We start from the raw sequence: 17,977 nt of genomic DNA, 5'->3' as shown, positions 1-17,977 counted from the left end.
CAAAAGGACCCCGGCGGGCCCCGCAGTGTTGCAGCACTGCGCCCGCCGAGGTCCTGGCATCCAACGAGATTTGGGAGTCTCTGATGCAGTTCGAGCGTACCCCCGACGGTGGGGCGGGGAAGCCCGTACGTAAGGCGCTCCGGGTCAAGGAAATTGCGAACGTGCTCGGCTTGGACGTCTCGACCGTGTACCGCGAGATCCAGAGTGGCCGGCTCCCGGCCTACCGCGTGGGAACCGGCCGGGGAACCCTCCGGGTCACCTGCACCGCGTTCCGGGACTACCTGAGCGCTCAGGGCATCCCGGCGAGCGAGCTGGGGGAAGTCCTGTGACCCGGCGCGGGAATGAGCGGTTGCGAACGGCCCTGGTGGCCGCTGACATGTCGTACGCCGATCTGGGCGAGCGGATCGGTGTGGACGCCAAGACGGTGGAACGGTGGGTGTCCCGGGGGACCACGCCGTACCCGCGTCACACCCATGCCGCCGCCCGCGCGCTGGGTGCGGATCGGGAGTACCTGTGGCCCGATCGGAACTACAGGCAGACGACCGGGAACTGCGACGAGGTGCTGGCGCTCTACCCCAACCACGGGGCGGTGCCGGCAGGGTTGTGGGGTGACCTGATCGCGTCGGCCGACAACCTGTTGGACATCGCTGTCTCCTGTGGCCTGTCCCTCCTTGAGGTCGTTCCCGACTTGGTGGAGCTGGTCACCAAGCGCGCTCAGGTCGGCGTTCGAGTGCGGATCGCGTTGCCGGAGCCGGACGCGGCCAGCTCGCCTGTAGCCGCCGCCCGCGCCGCGCTGGCCGAGGAGTCCCTCGCGCCGCTGCATCAGGTGCGGGGGGTACGGCTGTGTGGGCACGACGGGTTGACGAACGAGGTGATCAGGGCCGACGAGACGGCGTTGGTCATGCCCCCGGTGGACGGGTGCACGCGCTTGTCGTCCCCGGTGATGCACCTGCGCCGCCTGGACGGGGCTTCGACGCTGGTCGGGGTCTACCTCACGGGCATGGAGCACGTCTTCGCCACCGCCGCGCCCAAGCGCGCCCGGGTTCTGGAGATGGCCCAGTGAACGCGCCGAAGTTGAACGTCGGGTTGCTCGCCGCCGTGCGCGGCGGGCACCCCGCCCCCGCCCCGGTCCTGCGTCCCCGTGTCGCCTCCAGTGCGGCCTTGCCGACCGTGCCGGTGCCGGGTGGGGAGTTGACCGGCCGCCAGGTGGCCGCCGTCCTCTTCGAAGCCGGCGTTGAGGAGCTGTATCAGCCGCGGCTTGCCATTCTCCTGGCGGCGCTTGCCGACACCTACGGTCGGGTCAACCCGGGCGAACTGGCCCAGGCCACCGAGGGGTTCATGGGCCTGGATGTCGAGGAGTTCCCCGAGGTGGCAGTCTGTTGGCAGGCGGCCTATCGGCTGTGTCTGGCCTTCTGGTACCACCGCGCGGTCGCCCGCCCCATGACGGCCGGGGAAGTCGCCGCCTGTCTCTACCTGGCCGGTGCCGAACCCACCCGACGCGCCACCACCACCGGCACCACCATGCCCGCACCGATCCTCGGCGCGGCCACCGTCGCCCGCACCGCCCACACCCTTCCCACCCGACTCCTGATCGGGTTGGGTCGCGCCTTCGCCGACGAGTTCGCCCCCGATCCCTGGTTCGACGGATCGGGTCCCGGATCGGCCGATTCCAGCGAGAGCGGACCGGCGGCCGGATCGGGCCTTGGATCGGGTTCCGGATCAGGGCAGGGGTCGGCGGGTGGATCGGGCGATTCGACGTGGCTCTACCGGCAGTTGATGCCCCAGACGGATCGGCGGGCCCGCTGCTTCACCATCGGCGCCGACAGCGCCCGTTGGCGCCTGCCCCTGATCGTCCGCCCCGAGAACGGGCCACTGACCCTCGGCGCCACCGCACCTGAGGCCCTGATGCCCGAACGCATGATCCGGGAAGGGTGGTGACCCGCAGATGAGCCGAGTCTCCAGTGACGTCGCCCGACGCCACCGCCTCAACATCGCCTGGCGCGACGGCGCCCGCTGCTTCTACTGCCACACCCCCTTTCCCGACCCCAAAATGACCGGCGCCACCCTCGACCACTACATCCCCCACTCCCTGTGGCCCAGCAGCCAGCTCGCCAACCTCGTACTGGCCTGCTTCACCTGCAACCAGGCCAAGGCAGACATCCTCCCCTGGCCGCTGGCCTGGCTCCTCCTCCACATCGCGGCCGGCGGCAACCCCACCGACCTGACGCCCGAGGAGCGGACCCGCTACCCCATCAGCTACGCCCCCAAGTACCTCCCGCCCACCACCCCCCGCTACACCACCATCCCCGACGCCTGGCGCGCCCCCAGAACAACCATGAACACCACCCCGGTCGCCGTGAACACTCAAGAGTGCGTCCGGGAGGCGGCGTGAACACGCCCACGGCCACCGCCTTGCCGGCGCAGTACCTCACGCCCGAGGACCTGGTGCGCCTGCTGCAACTGCCCAGCGTCCAGACGGTCTACCGCTGGCGCAAGACCCACACCGGCCCCCGCGCCGTGCGCATCGGCAAGCACCTGCGCTACCACCCCGCCGACGTCCACCAGTGGCTCACCGAGCAATCCGACCCACAACCGGTCACCGAGCCCCACTCCCAGAACTGTCCCGGCTGTCCCACTGTCCCGGCACCCCGCCTGACCAGCCAAAACAGGTAGACACCCCAGGACACCCCCTGTCCCGGCTGTCCCACCCACGCAAGAGGTGTCCCGGCTGTCCCGCTGTCCCGACACCCCCCGTGGCCAGCACAAACAGCCGGGACACCCCAGGACAGGGGGTGTCCCGCCTGTCCCGAGACACCAGCCAGGCAGCTCCCCCCGGCACGCATCACCACCCACCCACGCCAAGGAGACGCCACACCCATGCCCGGCCACATCCAGGACCGCTGGTTCAAGGACGAGAAGCAACCCGACGGCACCACCAAGCGCGTCAAGACCGACCGCCACGGCACCGGACTCCGCTACCGCGCCCGCTACATCGGCCCCGACGGCACCGAGAAGTCCAAGAGCTTCCCCGACCGACAGAAGCGCGCCGCTGAGCAGTGGCTCATCCGGACCGCCGCCGACATGGCGGCCGGCCAGTACATCGACCCCAAGGCCAGCCGCATCACGTTCCAGCAGTACGCGGAGAAGTACCTCGGGACGCTGACGACCGAGGAGAACAGTCGGGCGGCCAGCGAGCGGCGGTTGCGGTTGCACGCCTACCCGTACATCGGCACGCGCCCGATGGGATCGTTCCAGCCGGGGCACATCCGCACGTGGCTCCGGCAGTTGACAACCGCCGTCCCCTCGGCATCGCACCGGCTGATCATCTATGGGTCGGTCTCCTCGTTGTTCAACGCGGCGGTGGACGACGCGTTGCTACCCAAGAACCCCTGCCACGCCCGCTCAGTGAAGGCGCCGGCGCCCGATCCGAAGCAGGTGCGGCCCTGGACTGTGGACCAGGTGCGAGCCGTGCGGCGGGGCCTGCCCGAGCATCTGCGGACCACGGTGGACGTCGGCGCCGGCTGCGGACTTCGACAGGGTGAGATCTTCGGGTTGCCCCTGGACAACCTCGACTTCGAGGGCGGCTGGCTCGCCGTGCGACAGCAGCTCAAACGGGTGCGCGGGAAGTTCGTCTTCGCCCTCCCGAAGCGCGGGAAGATCCGGGACGTGCCCCTGCCCGAAGTGGTGGCCGACGCGCTACGTGAGCACATGCGGCGGTTTCCCCCCATGGCCGTCACCCTCCCGTGGGGCTCCGTCGACGGTGCCCCGGTCACCAAGAAGCTCATCTTCACCGGGGCCACGGGCGACTTCCTGCGCGTGAGCCACTTCGACGACCACAAGTGGAAGCCGGCTCTGGCTGCCGCCGGACTCATCGGGACGCCGGAGAAGGGGCAGAGGTATCCGGCGGCGCGCGAACACGGTATGCACGCGCTCAGGCACTTCTACGCGTCCGTTCTGCTGGACGGCGGCGAGAACATCCGGGCGCTGAGTCAGTATCTCGGGCACCGGGACCCCGGGTTCACATTGAGGGTGTACACACACCTGATGCCGAGCAGTGAGGGCCGGACGCGAAACGCGGTCAACCGCGCGTTCGGCACGCCATAACCGTCAACGTTTGTGTACACATTTGGCTTGTGCCAAGGTGTACGTACACCGTACAGAGCTGCATGGTCGCCGTACACGACCTCGGGAAGATCACACCAGGCTGCAAGCAGATTCCGACCGGACACGGCGCCTGCGACGGAGCTGCAAGGCACGCGTCGTGGCTACCACGGCCCGACGTGCAAGGGGCCGCACCCTCTCAACGGCTATGAGAGGGTGCGGCCCCACTTTCAGCAGCGGCTACGCATGATCGCCAGCAGGATCAGGAACGCCCAGTACGCCGCCCGAGTCAGCTCGGGCCGGCGCCGACGCGTCCTCTCCCGCAACGCCCACCACAACCGCCGCCACCTGTGCATCATCTGAACTCCCAGGGAGTTCGGGGGCTCCACCCGACGCGGGGCCCGGACGTCCAGGGCCCCGGTTCACGCTGACCCCAGCCTGATGCACTGTCAGGCACCTTATCCGGCGCGCAACCCGTGATCCAAGCCGAGCAAGCCCGCCTCCAGAACGCCCCCACGGCCCCCAGACGGCCCACGGCCCACACCGGGCCCCCACCTGCCCCCGTTCGCGCAGGTCAGCGCCACAGAGCACCCCAACTCGGGTATTCCATCTACTTCTACCCGATCTACACCGGCGAGGAGATCTCCCGCGACGGCTGGCGGGCCCGGATGTGGTTGCCGACCTGGATATAGCGGGGCGTCGGCCCGGTCCTGGGGTGGCGGGACGGACACGGGCAGGACACGGCCTGGCATAGCCGCCGGGTGTGAGGGGCCACCGGGGTCAGCCTCACCGCGGGTAGCCGGTAGGCTGCGGGGAGCGGGCTGGCGCGGCCGAATCCGCGCTGGTGGCACGGTGTGTCGGCGTTTACCTAGCGCGCGGGGCGTGCGAGGGGGGCAGTGCGGAATGGACCAGAAACAGCGGCTCGCGGCGATCGGCGGGGTCAGTGTCGCGGTGGCGGCGCTGGTCGGCTTCGGCACCTACGGGCTGATCAACAGCGGTGACGGGGACGGCGGTTCCGACCAGGTCACCGAGGCGGGCGAGGAGTCGCCGGACGAGGCGCCGGACGGGCCGCCCAGCGCCGAGGAGGTCAGCACGGCCTCCGGCGCGTTCCTGGACGCCTGGGCCGCCGGTGACACCGAGGCGGCCGCCGAGCTGACCGACGATCCCGAGGCGGCGCGGGCGGCGTTGGCCCCCCTGACCGAGAACGAGGCGGTCGCCGGGTTGACCCTGCGGGCCGGCGCGGCGGACGGCGCCGAGGTGCCGTTCGAGGTCGCCGCCCAGGTCGGCTACGGCGAGGAGCAGCCGGTCGAGCTGGCCTACGCCAGCGAGTTGGCCGTGGTCCGGGACGCGGACAGTGGCGCGGTCGTGGTCGACTGGGCGCCCACGGTGCTGCATCCGCGGCTGGCCGACGGGCAGACCCTGGCGGTGGACGCGCGTCCCGAGCTGCCGCCGATCGAGGTGCTGGCGGCCGACGGTTCGGTGTTGACCGAGGAGGAGTTCCCCGGGCTCGCGCCGCTGCTGGATCAGCTGCGGGAGCGGCACCTGGAGGCGTCCGGCGGTGACCCGGGCGGCGCGGTGGTGATCCAGGACGCCGAGGGCGAGCCGGTGGAGACGCTGCTCGAACTGTCCGACCCGGTGCCGGGGCAGGTGCCGACCACCCTGGTCCCGGAGTTGCAGCGGGCCGCCGACGAGGCGGTCGCCGACACCGGGCAGGGCGCGGTGGTGGCGATCCAGCCGAGCACCGGCGCGATCCAGGCGGTGGCCAACGCCGAGCCGGACGGCACCGACATAGCCCTGGAGGGCAGCTACGCGCCCGGCTCCACGTTCAAGATCGTGACGGCCTCGCTGCTGCTGGAGCGCGGGCTGGCCGATCCGTCCGGGCCGCACCCGTGCCCGCAGTACTTCGAGCACGGCGGCTGGGAGTTCCAGAACCTCGACGAGTTCGAGATCGAGAACGGCACCTTCGCCGACAGCTTCGCCGCCTCCTGCAACACCGCCTTCATCAGCCAGGCGCCCGAGCTGGCCGACGACGAACTGGGCGCGCACGCCCGGGACTTCTTCGGCCTGGGCCTGGAGTGGCAGATCGGGGCCACCTCGATGGACGGCCGGATTCCGGTGGAGGCGCAGGCGCAGATGGCGGCCCAGCTGATCGGGCAGGGCGCGGTCCGGATGAACCCGCTGACCATGGCGTCCGTCTCGGCCACCGTGCAGAACGGCGGGTTCCGCCAGCCGTACCTGGTGCCGGCCGACTTCGACGGGCGGCAGCTGGCGACGACGGACGGCGGGCTGCCGGGGGCCGACCAGTTGCGGTCGCTGATGAACCGGACGGCGACGGCCGGCACCGCGGCCGAGGCGATGGCCGGGCTCTCCGGTGACATCGGCGCCAAGACGGGCTCGGCCGAGGTGGACGGGCAGGAGAAGCCGAACGCCTGGTTCACCGGGTACCGCGGCGACCTGGCGGTGGCGGCCGTGGTGCCGGACTCCGGCCACGGCGGCCGGTTCGCCGGCCCGGTGGTGGCCGACGTGCTGCGCGCCGCGCCCTGAGCCGGCCGTGGTCCGGGGCCGCTCGTGGTCCGGGGCCGCCGTTGTCAGTGGCCGCCCGTACGCTGGGCTCCGCGTCCCGGGGCGTGAACGGGGAGGAAGTCATGCGAGAGATAGCGGTCTTCAGCGGCAGCGCCCATCCCGGGCTGGCCCGGGAGGTCTGCGCCCAGCTGGGGGTGCCGCTGCTGCCCACCCGGGTGTCCAGGGAGGCGATGCGCCGGATCAGGGGCAGACGCCGGCGACGGTGGTCGGGCCGCTGACGTTCAGGGCGCGGTCGATCTGGTCGGTCCAGTCGTAGCTGACGCCGCCGGGGCCCACGGTCAGGTCGTTGATGCCGGTGTTGCCCCAGGTGTGCGCGAAGGCGCTGTGCGCGGTGAGATCGGTGCAGGTGGTGGTGCCGGCCTCGAAGACCAGGGCCAGGCTGCCGGTGGCGATGTTGGTGTCGGTGGCGTTCCGCTCCGGACGGATGAGGAAGCCGACGCCGTGCCCGTTCACGTCGGCGGCGTCCTCCCGGCTGGTGTTGGGGAAGGCGTCGGTGGCGCCGGCGTGGTGGACGACCTGGAGCACGGGGCTGACCTTGGTGTCGAACCAGGTGGCCACGGCCTGGTTGCCGGTCATCGGGTGGGCGGGGATCTCGTTCCAGCGCCACTCGGTGAAGGCGACCCAGCGGTCCCGGCCGGCGACCTCACCGATGGCGTAGACCTGGGGTGGCGCGAGCGCCAGGCCCGCGGCCGGCGGCAGGGCGGTGTCCGGCGCCGGCCCGCCGACCCGGGTCAGGCAGCCGGCCGCGGCCAGCCGCCGGTCGGTCTCGGCGGCGTCCCGCCCCTCGGTCCTGGCCTCGTGGAGCACGGACAGCAGCCGCTCGGCGCCCTCCGGGGTGTCCGCGGCCACCTCGGGGACGCAGTCCGCCGGGCCGGGCTGGGCCACCGCGCCGGGCGCGGTCAGCAGGGCGAGTGGGAGCGCCGCCAGCCCGAGCGTGGCCAGCACCGCGAACGGACCTCGTCCTGGGGTTGGGTTCGGTCGCACCGCCGTCTCCCGATTTGTCGATATGGCCACTTCGGGGCAAGGCGTCGCATCCTAGTGGACCGCGCCCCGCCGGCAAAGGATCCCCGGCGGATCCAGCCATCCGCGCCGGCCCGCCGACGGCCGGCGGGCGACGGGCGACGGGCGACGGGCGACGGCCGGCGGCGCATCAGCGGGGCGGGCGGCGGGCGGGCACGACCACGGGGCCCGGCGTGGGGAACCATCTCCCCACGCCGGGCCCCGTGCGACACCCGGCCGCGGCTCGTGAGCCGGGCTCGGAGCGGCCGTCCCGGCCGCTCCGATCAGCTGACCCCTGCGGGCTCCCGCTCCTTGCTGAGGCTCTGCCGGCCCTTGCCACTGGACTCCAGGTAGCGCTCCAGCGACTCACCCTCCACGTCCACGTTGGGCAGGATGCGGTCCAGCCACTTCGGCAGCCACCAGGCGCGGTCCCCGATCAGGCCGAGCAGCGCCGGCACGATCGTCATCCGGACCACGAAGGCGTCCAGCAACACGGCCGCGGCCAGGCCGAAGCCCATCATCTTGATCATCGCCTCGCCACCCGTCACGGCGAAGCCGGCGAAGACGCTGATCATGATGGCCGCCGCGGCGGTGACCACCCGGGCGTTCAGGTTGAAGCCGGTGATCACGGACTGCCGCGCGTCCTCGCCGTGCACATAGGCCTCCCGCATCCGGGTCACGAGGAAGACCTCGTAGTCCATCGCGAGACCGAAGATCACGCCGACCATGAAGATCGGCATCATGCTCATGATCGGCCCGGTCTCCTCGACGCCGATCAGGTCGGCCGCCCAGCCCCACTGGAAGACCGCGACCACGGCGCCCAGCGCGGCGAGCACGGAGAGCAGGAAGCCGAGGGCCGCCTTCAGCGGCACCACGAGGGACCGGAAGACCAGCACCAGCAGGACGAACGCCAGGCCGACCACCAGGATCAGGTAGGGCACCAGCGCGTCCGACATGACCTTGGAGAAGTCGATGTTGGCCGCCGTGGTGCCGGAGACCAGCACGTTGGCCCCGCTGTCCGCCTCCAGCTGCGGCGCCACGTCGTCCCGCAGGTGCTCGACCAGGACGGTGGTGTCGTGGTCGGAGGGACCGGTGGTCGGGAACGCCAGGACCGTGGCGACCGTGCCCTCGGGGTTGAGGTTCGGCGGCGCGGTGGCGAGCACCTCCTCCATGCCGTTGAGGCGCTCGGCGACCTGCTCGGCCACCTGCTCGGCGTTGCCGCCGCTGCCGGTGGCGTCGATCACCATCATCAGCGGGCCGTTGAAGCCCGGACCGAAGCCCTCGCTCAGCATGTCGTAGGACTTGCGCAGCGTGGAGTCCTCGGGCTGGGTGCCGTTGTCCGGCAGGCCCTGCTCCATGCTCGCCACCGGCAGCGCCAGCACCCCGAGACCGACCACCGAGGCGGCCAGCACCAGGGCGGGGCGGCGCAGCACGGCGCGCGCCCAGCGGGTGCCGCCGTTGTCCTTGCCCGGCTTGTTGAGCGACGTCGGGACACCGGTCTCCGGGTTCTGCGCGCGCAGCTTGCGGCCGAAGATCCGCTTGCCGACGATGCCCAGCGCGGCCGGCACCAGGGTCAGGGCCAGGATGACGGCGACGGCGACGGCCGCCGCGGCGGCGAAGCCCATCTTGGTGAGCACCGGGACGTTGACCACGGCCAGACCGCCCAGCGCGATGATCACCGTCAGACCGGCGAAGACCACGGCGGAACCGGCGGTGCCCACGGCGCGCCCGGCCGCCTCCTCGCGGTCGTGCCCCTCGACCAGCTCGGCGCGGTACCGGGAGGCGATGAAGAGCGCGTAGTCGATGCCGACCGCCAGGCCGATCATCATGGCCAGGATGCCGGTGGTCTCGGAGAGGCCGAGCGTGCTGCTCAGCGCCGCGATGCCCATCATGGCGACACCCACGCCGACCAGCGCGGTCAGCAGCGGCAGGCCGGCGGCGACCAGCGAGCCGAAGGTGATGACCAGGACTATCGCGGCGACGACGATGCCGATGATCTCGCCACCGGCCATCTCCATCTCGCCCATGGCGACCTCGCCGTTGGCCTCGACGGTCAGCCCGGCGTCGCGCCCGACCTCCATCGCGTCCGTCAGCTGCTCGCGCATCTCGGGCGTGATGTCGCCCCAGGTGGCGTCGTAGGAGACGGTCAGGTAGCCGGTGTTGCCGCTCTCGTTGACGGCACCACCCTCGAACGGGTCGACGACGGAGGCGACCAGGTCACCCTGCGACAGGTCGGCCACCATCTCGTCGATGGCCGCCCGGTACGCCGGGTCTTCCAGGCTCTCCTCGCCGGGCGCCTGGACGACGACCTGGGATTCCAGGTTCTCCGCGTTCGCCTGGGGGAACTCGCGCTCCATGACGTCGAAGGCCTCCTGGGCCTCCGTGCCTGGCAGGGCGAAGTCGTCCTCGGGGGCCGCGCCCGCGGTGGCAGCGGCCCCGGTGATGCCAACGAGCAGCGCCAGCCACAGCAGCGCCACCCACCAGCGTCGCCTGAAACTCAGGCGGCCGAGTTTGTACAAGAACGTAGCCACGGGGCAGGTTCTCCTGTCCGGGTGTCGTGGGTCGAATAGCAGATGAGTCAGCTCATGTCACGAGACGCGACACGGCCCCTTGGAGATGAGCCGACCGACAGGCTTGTGATGCGAATCACTTTTCGTGTCGCTTTGTGACTTGCCGCTGCTTTCCGTGACGCGAAGCATGGAAGCGTGAGCGACGAATCGAACTCATCTGACGCACCGCCGAACCCGCGGCCGGAGCACACCGCTCCACTGCCTGACGGGTATCTGAGATTTCCGCATCTCCACGGTGACCTGTTGTGCTTTGTCGCCGAAGACGATCTGTGGCTGGCACCGTTGCCCGCCGCAGGGCCAGGCCACACGGCGAAGGGCCGGGCCTGGCGACTCACTGTCGATCGTACCCGGCTGGGTCCCCCCAGGTTCTCGCCGGACGGACAGCGCATCGCCTTCACCAGCTGGCGCACCCTGGACCCCGAGATCCACCTCGCCCCGGTGGACGGCGGCCCGGTCCGGCAGCTGACCCACTGGGCCTCCTACGACACCAGGGTGCGCGGGTGGACGCCGCCGGAAGCGGACGGGACGAGCAGGATCCTGGCCGTCGGCTCCCACCAGCAGCCCTTCTCGCACTTCGCCCGCGCCTACGCCGTGCCGCCGGCCGGTGGCCCCGGCGACCAGCTGCCCTGGGGCCCGGTCTCCGACATCGCGGTGCGCGGCCGGGGCGCCGACCGCCGCACCCTGCTGCTGACCGGCTCCGCCTCCCACGACCCGGCCGACTGGAAGCGGTACCGAGGCGGTGGCACGGGCCGGCTCTGGCTGCACGGCGAACGACTGCTGGCCGATCTTGGCGGGCAACTGAACAGCCCGATGTTCGTCGGCGACCGGATCGCGTTCCTCTCCGACCACGAGGGGGTGGGCAACCTCTACAGCTGCCGCCCCGACGGCAGCCAGCTCTGGCGGCACACCGACCACGACGCGTTCTACGCCAGGAACGCCGCCACCGACGGCCAGCGGGTGGTCTACCAGTGCGCCGGCGAGCTGTGGTTGCTCGACGACCTGGGCCCCGGCACGGTGCCCCGCCGCCTCCCGGTGCGACTCGGCGGCCCCCGCACCGGGCGCCGCCCCTACCAGGTGCAGACCGCGGCGAACGTGGACGCCCTCACCGTCGACACCACCGGGCGGGCCAGCGCGGTCTGCGTCCGCGGCGGCCTGTACTGGCTGACCCACCGGGACGGCCCGGCCCGCGCCCTGTCGGAGGCGCCCGGAGTGCGGGTCCGGCTGCCCGAGATGCTCGGCGACTCCGGCCGGATCGCCTACGTCACGGACGCGGCCGGCGAGGACACCCTGGAGATCGTGCACCTGCCCAGGGTGAGTGGCGGCCGCGAGCCGCTGCGGCTCGCCACCGGCCCGCTGGGCCGGGTCCGCGAGATGCTCGCCGCCCCCGACGGCACGGCCCTCGCCCTGGCCACCCACGACGGCCGCCTCCTCCTGGTCCGCCTCCCGGAGGAACCGGGAGAGAACGAGCCGGGAGTAGAGGCGACGGAAGCGGGCGGCGCCGAAGCCGGAGAGCCGGCGGCTGGCCCGGAGACGAGCGACGCGGCCGGTCCCGGCGGCAGCCCGGGAGCCGGCGAGGCCGCGGGCCCGGACGCCGGCACGGCCGGCGAGGCCGCCGGTGCGGCTGCCGCCACGGAGGGCGCGACCACATCGCCCGACGAAGCCGAGGCCGACGTAGCCGGACAGTCAGCCCCCGGCACGGTCGGTGCGGCCGGACAGCCGCCCGCCAGCGAGACCCGGGAGCCCGACAGCGGCGCGGCTGGCGCGCCCAAGGCCGACGAGGCCGGCGAGGCCGGAGCAGCAACCGCTGACGCGGCCGCATCGCCCGCCGACGCCGGACAGCCGGCGGCCGGTCAGGCCGGAGGGGGGCGGGTACACGCGGAGGTGCGGCGGGACGAGGCCGCCGCCGCCAAGGCGGCGGCCGTGGCCGCCGGGGACGGCGACCCGCCGGCCACCGGGCCCGCGCCGGACCACGAAGGGCCGGAGTCGGACCACGAAGGGCTGGAGTCGACCGCCCCCGGCGAAGCCGGGGACGCCGAGGACCCGGCCGACGCGGCCGAGGAGACCCTGCTGCCGCGGGTCACCGAGGTGGCCCGTTCGGTGAACGGCCCGGTGCGGGACCTCGCGTTCTCGCCCGACTCGCGGTGGCTGGCCTGGGCCCACCCCGGCATCGGCCGGTCGTTGAGCCAGATCAGGATCGCCGAGCTGGGCGAGGCGGACGCGCCGACCGTGCTGGAGGTCACCGACGGCAGGTTCGAGGACGAGGAGCCGGTCTTCACCTCGGACGGGCGGTTCCTCGCCTTTCTCTCCTGGCGCGGCTTCGACCCGGTGTACGACGTGCACACCGGCGGGCTGTCGTTCCCGTTGGGGTGCCGGCCGTATCTGGTGCCGTTGTCGTCCGCGACCAGGTCGCCGTTCGCGATCACGCCGGAGGGCCGGCCGGCGGCCGGTGGGCTAGATCCGGACGAGGCGGGTGGTGGCGGGGAGGGCGCGGACTCGGGGGCCGAGGGCCGGGTGACCGTGGAGGCGGAGGGGCTGGGGAGCCGGGTGACGCCGTTCCCGGTGGCGGCGTCCAAGTACTCCTCGCTGTACCCGGTGAGCGGCGGCGGGCTGGTGTGGCTGCGGTGGCCGATCTCGGGGGCGCTCGGGGAGACCTTCCTCAACCCGGACAACACCTCGGGCAAGCCGACGTTGGAGCACTTCGACCTGGCCAAGGCGAAGCGGACCGAACTGGCCGACGGTGTCGACTGGTTCGCGCCCAGCGGGGACGGCAGCCGGCTGGTGGTCAGCGAGGACCAGGAGCTGTCGGTGGTGTCGGCGACGGACGCCACGGACGGTGACGCCGCGGTCCGGATCGACCTGCGGCGAATCGTTCATGTGGCGGACCCGGCGGCCGAGTGGCGGCAGTCGTTCGACGAGGCGGGGCGGCTGGTCAGGGACTACTTCTGGGACCCGGGGATGTGCGGGATCGACTGGCCGGCGGTGCTCGACCAGTACCGGCCGCTGGTGGAACGGGTGGCCAGCCCGGAGGAGTTCGCCGATCTGCTGACCGAGACGGTCGGCGAGCTGGGCACCTCGCACGCCTATGTCAGTGCCGGCAGGTTCAATGAGGGTCCGTGGCAGTACCAGCGGCCGCACGGGCTGTTGGGCGCGGACTTCTGCCGGGCGCAGGACGGTTCCGGGTGGCGGCTGTCCCGGGTGCTGCCGGGTGACTCCTCGGACTCCCGGGCGCGTTCGCCGCTGGCCGGCACGGGGGTGCGGGAGGGCGCCGTGCTCACCCATGTCGGGGGGCGGCCGGTGGATCCGGCGTTCGGTCCCTGGCCGCTGCTGGCCGGGACGGGCGGCACCAGCGTGGAGCTGACCTTCGCGGACGAGTCGGGTCGGCAGCGGCGGGTGGCGGTGGTGCCGCTGATCGACGACCGGCAGCTGCGGTACCAGGACTGGGTGGCCCGCCGCCGGGAGCTGGTGCGGGAGTTGAGCGACGGCCGTTGCGGCTATGTGCACATCCCGGACATGGGCGGCTCGGGCTGGGCGCAGTTCAACCGGGACCTGCGCCGGGAGTTCGACCGGGAGGCGCTGATCGTGGACGTCCGGGGCAACGCGGGCGGGCACATCAGCGAGCTGGTGGTGGAGAAGCTGAGCCGGACCATCCTGGGCTGGGACCTGACGCGGAACGCCCAGCCGGTCTCCTACACCTCGAACGCGCCGCGTGGCCCGGTGGTGGCGGTGGCGGACGAGGCCACCGCCTCGGACGGGGACATGATCACGGCGGCGTTCCGGCTGTTGGGGATCGGCCCGGTGGTCGGTTCCAGGACGTGGGGCGGCGTGGTCGGGATCACCGGCGAGCACCGGCTGGGCGACGGCACGGAGATCACGGTGCCGATGAACGCCGCCTGGTTCGACGCCTACGGCTGGGACGTGGAGAACCACGGGGTGGCGCCGGACATCGAGGCGCTGCGCACCCCGCTCGACTGGGCCGAGGGCCGCTCGGTGGTGCTGGACACGGCGGTGCGGGTGGCGCTCGACCTGCTGGAACGCCATCCGGCGGCCCGGCCGCCCGGCTACCGGCGGATTCCGGACCGGCGCCGCCCGCCGTTGCCGCCGCGGACGGCGGCCCCGCCGCGGGCGTGCGAGGACGACGGGCCCGTGTGACGCTGGAGGAGGGCGACGGTTTCACCCGTTCGCTCCTGATACGTGCCAATCCGTCTTCCATACCGAGGAGTGGCAGCACATGGGCATCTCGGACCAGTTCAAGGACAAGGCGCACGAGTTCCAGGAGCGCGCCAAGGACGCGATGGGGAACAAGGACGAGTCCAAGGACCGCCAGAACGAGAAGAAGGAAGGGGGCGGTGCGATGGAGAAGGGCAAGGATGCCGCCCAGAAGGCGGCGGACCGCGCCAAGCAGCGCGGCCAGGATCACTGACCCCGGCGGCCGGTAGGCCGCCGAGGGGTGCCCCTGGGGCCGGCCGCGCGGCCGGCCCCAGGGGCGTGCCGGGCGTCAGCTCGCCGCCCGGCCGCCGGGGCCGACCAGGCCCCGGTGGCCGCCGGCCGGGCCCAGCGCGCGCAGCCGCCGCTGGGCGAGCCGGCCGCCGACCACCGCGGGCAACGCGCCGCGCAGCGGCATCGTGCCGCGCAGCCAGCGCTGGGCGTAGACGTGGGTGGCGCGGCGCTCGATGCCGCTGGCCAGCCGGGCGACGGCGGGCGCCAGCGGGTAGGTGCGGTTGGCCGGCCACGGCAGGCCGCGGCGCATCCGGCGCAGCTGCGCGTCCTCGTCGGCGCCGCGCACCATGTCGGTGTCGGTCCAGCTGAGGTAGCCGACGCCGACCCGGACGCCGTCCTGGGCGACCTCGGCGCGCACGCTGTGCGCGAACGCCTCGACGCCGGACTTCGAGGCACAGTAGGCGCTCATCAGCGGGGCCGGGGTGATGGCCGCGAACGAGGCGATCTGGAGGTAGTAGCCGGCGCTCGCGCGCAGCGCGGGCAGGAAGGCGCGGCAGGTGACGGCCGAGCCGACGAGGTTGACCTCGATGACCCGGCGCCAGACCGCGTCGTCGCTGGTGGCGAACGGGCCGCCGGTCGCCACCCCGGCGTTGGCGACCACCACGTCCACCCGACCGAAGTGGTCGACGATCTCGCCGGCGACCCGGCGCATCGTCGCCTGGTCGGTGACGTCGGCCGTCCAGTGCGCCGCCTCGCCCGGCAACGCGCCCGCCACCCGGGCGAGTTCGGCCGGTTCCAGGCCGACCAGGGCGAGCCGGGCGCCGCGGCCGGCGAGCAGGTCGGCCAGTTCGGCGCCGATCCCGCGGGCCGCGCCGGTGACGACCACCACCTGCCCGGCGACCGAGCGGGGGCCGCGGCCGAAGGCGTTCACAGGTGCTCCCTCGTCAGCTTGGTGAGCGTCTCGGCCACGGCCGCGGTGGCCTCGATCGGGGTCATGTGGCCGATGCCGGGCAGTTCGGTGAGGCCGGCCGGTCGGCTGAGCCGGCCGTGGATCCGGTGCGCGTGCACGGCCGGGGTGAGCCGGTCGGCGGTGCCCTGGAGCACGGCGACCGGCAGGTCGAGCAGCGGCACCAGCTCGGCCACGTCGAGGCCGGCGAGCACCGCGCCCCACTCGGCGCGGGGCCGCCGGGGGCAGGCGAGCACCATCCGGGCGACGGCCTCCCGCTGGCCGGGGGTGGCGGCGGGTCCGAGCGTGATGTGGTGGATGATCCGGCGGGAGAGCGGGGTGGGTGGGCCGTAGGGCAGCCGGGTGCGCAGGAAGGCCCGGTGACCGCGGGTGCGCCAGCGGCCGGGACGGCCGGGCAGCACGGTTGACTCGCCGGCGAGCCGGTCGGTGCCGGTGCTGCACAGCAGCGCCGCCGCGGCCCGCTCGCGCAGCTCGGGGCGCTCCGCGGCGGCCACCACGGTCATGGCGCCCATCGAGTGGCCGCAGAGCACGGCCCGTTGGTCGTCCGCCAGGGTGGCGGCGAGGACGGCGCACAGGTCGTCGGCGAGCGCCTCGACCGAGCAGCTGCCGGGCGTGGCGGGCGAGTTGCCGTGGCCGCGCTGGTCATAGACGACGACCCGGTGGCCGCTGGCGACGAGTTGGCGCAGCACGGGATACCAGAAGGTGCGGTTGCAGGTCCAGCCGTGTACCAGCAGCACGGTGGGCCCGTCGGCCGGGCCGTGGATCTCGGTGTGTGGCCGCGCGCCCCCGGTGGAGGTGACGGTCGGCCGTCGGACGGGGTCAGCCATGGCGCAGCACCTCGTATTCGGCGAGTTCGACGTTCTGGGTGACCCGGCGGAACTCCCCGGTGGTGCCGGGCCAGACGGTGGTGTTGCGGCCGGCCGCGTCCAGGTACCAGCTGTCGCAGCCGCCGGTGTTCCACACCGAGCGGGCGAGGCGGCGTTGCAGGCGGTCGTTCCAGTCGCTGACCGCGGCCCGCCGCGGGACCAGCGCGGCGCGGCCCCGCCGGTCCCGGGCCAGGTCGTCCAGCCGGGCCAGGTAGTCGGTCAGGTAGGTGAGTTGGGCCTCGATCATGAGGATCATCGAGCTGTTGCCGAGGCCGGTGTTGGGGCCGATCACGGTGAGGAAGTTGGGGAAGCCGGCGGCCGTGGTGCCGCGCAGCCCGGCCATCCCGGCGCGCCACTCCTCGGCGAGGGTGGCGCCGTGGACGCCCTTGATCCGGTGGGCGATCGGCAGGTCCCGCACCTGGAAGCCGGTACCGAGGACCAGCGCGTCGGCGACGACCCGGCGGCCGTCGCCGGCGATCAGGGTGTCGCCGCGCACCTCGCTGAGGCCGGCGTCGATCAGTCGGACGTGCGGCTTGGTCAGCGCGGGGTACCAGTCGTTGGAGAGCAGGATGCGCTTGCAGCCGATCCGGTAGTCCGGGGTGAGCCGGCGGCGGAGCGCCGCGTCGGGCACCGAGCGCCGCAGGTGGAGCCTGGCCAGCTGCTCGACCAGCCGCATCCTGGCCGGGTGCCTGGCGAACGCGTCGACCTGCAACTCCCTGATCCCCCAGAGCAGTTGCCGGCGCAGCTGGCCGGTGACCGGCAGCCGTTCGTGCAGCCAGCGCTCGGCCGCGCTGGTTCTGCGGTCCAGCCGGGGCAGCAGCCAGGGTGGGGTGCGCTGGAAGACGGTCAGCTCGTTGACCTGGCGCTCGATCGCCGGCACGAACTGGATCGCGGAGGCGCCGGTGCCCACCACGGCGACGCGTTTGCCGCGCAGCTGGTAGTCGTGGTCCCAGCGAGCCGAGTGGAAGACCCGGCCCGGGAACGAGTCGAGTCCCGGCAGGTCCGGGAGGCTGGGGTCGGAGAGCGGGCCGGTCGCCGAGACCAGCACCTCGGCCCGGTAGCCGCCGGCGTTGGTCTCGATCCACCAGCACAGCTCGTCGTTGTCCCAACGGGCGCTGGTGACCTCGCTGTTGAGCCGCAGGTGCGGGCGGAGCGCGAAGCGGTCGGCGACCTGCTCCAGGTAGGCGCGGATGTCGGCCTGCCCGGAGAAGCTGCGGGGCCAGCGGGGGTTGGGGGCGAAGGAGAAGGAGTAGAGGTGGGAGGGGACGTCGCAGGCGCAGCCCGGGTAGGTGTTGTCCCGCCAGGTGCCGCCGACCGCGTCGGCTCTCTCCAGCACCACGAAGTCGGTGACACCCGCCTGCCGCAGCCGCACCGCCGCACCCAACCCGCCGAACCCGGACCCGATCACCGCGACGCGCACCGACTCCATCCGTGAGCCTCCGTCCTCCGCAGCC

14 protein-coding genes and 1 pseudogene are annotated in these 17,977 nt (G+C 72.9%); 10 read left to right on the top strand and 5 right to left on the bottom strand.

Features of this window, described 5'->3' with window-relative positions; translation table 11 throughout:
- Positions 1 to 83 precede the first annotated feature (83 nt).
- The 8 genes and pseudogenes from RM844_RS18700 to RM844_RS18665 form a co-directional block, all read left to right on the top strand.
- A complete protein-coding gene (locus tag RM844_RS18700; RefSeq protein WP_311668400.1) occupies positions 84 to 329 on the top strand; it encodes a helix-turn-helix domain-containing protein in 246 nt (81 codons plus the stop codon).
- 47 nt (positions 330 to 376) lie between these two features.
- Complete coding sequence (locus RM844_RS18695) at positions 377 to 1,063, top strand: helix-turn-helix domain-containing protein (RefSeq protein ID WP_311668399.1); 687 nt, start codon at positions 377 to 379, stop codon at positions 1,061 to 1,063.
- Positions 1,060 to 1,938 (top strand): hypothetical protein, encoded by an 879-nt coding sequence (locus tag RM844_RS18690; RefSeq protein WP_311668398.1) that lies wholly within the window; start codon positions 1,060 to 1,062, stop codon positions 1,936 to 1,938. The genes RM844_RS18695 and RM844_RS18690 overlap by 4 nt, the downstream gene beginning before the upstream one ends.
- 7 nt (positions 1,939 to 1,945) lie before the next feature.
- A complete protein-coding gene (locus RM844_RS18685; RefSeq protein WP_311668397.1) occupies positions 1,946 to 2,392 on the top strand; it encodes an HNH endonuclease in 447 nt (148 codons plus the stop codon).
- Positions 2,389 to 2,673 carry a helix-turn-helix domain-containing protein gene (locus RM844_RS18680; RefSeq protein WP_311668396.1) on the top strand — a complete coding sequence of 95 codons (285 nt, stop codon included), beginning with the start codon at positions 2,389 to 2,391 and terminating at the stop codon, positions 2,671 to 2,673. Before RM844_RS18685 ends, RM844_RS18680 begins: the two co-directional genes overlap by 4 nt.
- A 204-nt stretch (positions 2,674 to 2,877) precedes the next feature.
- Positions 2,878 to 4,104, top strand: coding sequence for a tyrosine-type recombinase/integrase (locus tag RM844_RS18675; RefSeq protein WP_311668395.1), 1,227 nt, complete (start codon positions 2,878 to 2,880; stop codon positions 4,102 to 4,104).
- 900 nt (positions 4,105 to 5,004) lie between these two features.
- Positions 5,005 to 6,645 carry a penicillin-binding transpeptidase domain-containing protein gene (locus RM844_RS18670; RefSeq protein WP_311668394.1) on the top strand — a complete coding sequence of 547 codons (1,641 nt, stop codon included), beginning with the start codon at positions 5,005 to 5,007 and terminating at the stop codon, positions 6,643 to 6,645.
- Positions 6,646 to 6,746: 101 nt separating this feature from the next.
- Positions 6,747 to 6,854: pseudogene (locus tag RM844_RS18665) on the top strand (ribose-phosphate pyrophosphokinase); the annotation flags it as partial.
- 10 nt (positions 6,855 to 6,864) lie between these two features.
- On the opposite strand, the gene RM844_RS18660 reads toward RM844_RS18665, so the two are convergent.
- Together RM844_RS18660 and RM844_RS18655 are read right to left on the bottom strand one after the other, a co-directional pair.
- Entirely contained in the window at positions 6,865 to 7,668 is an 804-nt protein-coding gene (locus RM844_RS18660; RefSeq protein ID WP_311668393.1) for a hypothetical protein, read from the bottom strand.
- 299 nt (positions 7,669 to 7,967) lie between these two features.
- Positions 7,968 to 10,214, bottom strand: a complete 2,247-nt coding sequence (locus RM844_RS18655; RefSeq protein WP_311668392.1) for an MMPL family transporter — start codon at positions 10,212 to 10,214, stop codon at positions 7,968 to 7,970.
- A gap of 282 nt (positions 10,215 to 10,496) precedes the next feature.
- Here RM844_RS18655 and RM844_RS18650 point away from each other — a divergent pair, with 282 nt between their 5' ends.
- The gene (locus tag RM844_RS18650) at positions 10,497 to 14,402 is read left to right on the top strand and encodes a S41 family peptidase (RefSeq protein ID WP_311668391.1); all 3,906 of its coding nucleotides are present in this window, start codon (positions 10,497 to 10,499) and stop codon (positions 14,400 to 14,402) included.
- 79 nt (positions 14,403 to 14,481) lie between these two features.
- Positions 14,482 to 14,673, top strand: a complete 192-nt coding sequence (locus tag RM844_RS18645) for a hypothetical protein (RefSeq protein WP_311668390.1) — start codon at positions 14,482 to 14,484, stop codon at positions 14,671 to 14,673.
- A gap of 75 nt (positions 14,674 to 14,748) precedes the next feature.
- Here RM844_RS18645 and RM844_RS18640 read toward each other — a convergent pair whose 3' ends face one another.
- The 3 genes from RM844_RS18640 to RM844_RS18630 are packed head-to-tail and all read right to left on the bottom strand — an operon-like array spanning position 14,749 to position 17,952.
- Entirely contained in the window at positions 14,749 to 15,621 is an 873-nt protein-coding gene (locus RM844_RS18640) for an SDR family oxidoreductase (protein WP_311668389.1), read from the bottom strand.
- On the bottom strand, positions 15,618 to 16,484 hold the full coding sequence (locus tag RM844_RS18635; RefSeq protein ID WP_311668388.1) for an alpha/beta fold hydrolase: 867 nt from the start codon (positions 16,482 to 16,484) through the stop codon (positions 15,618 to 15,620). Before RM844_RS18635 ends, RM844_RS18640 begins: the two co-directional genes overlap by 4 nt.
- A complete protein-coding gene (locus RM844_RS18630) occupies positions 16,477 to 17,952 on the bottom strand; it encodes a flavin-containing monooxygenase (protein WP_311668387.1) in 1,476 nt (491 codons plus the stop codon). Before RM844_RS18630 ends, RM844_RS18635 begins: the two co-directional genes overlap by 8 nt.
- Positions 17,953 to 17,977 lie beyond the last annotated feature (25 nt).

Source organism: Streptomyces chisholmiae (assembly GCF_031845445.1).
GTDB lineage: Bacteria > Actinomycetota > Actinomycetes > Streptomycetales > Streptomycetaceae > Streptomyces > Streptomyces chisholmiae.
Note: the sequence above shows the minus strand (reverse complement) of the source record. Positions and strands in the feature narration are given on the sequence as shown.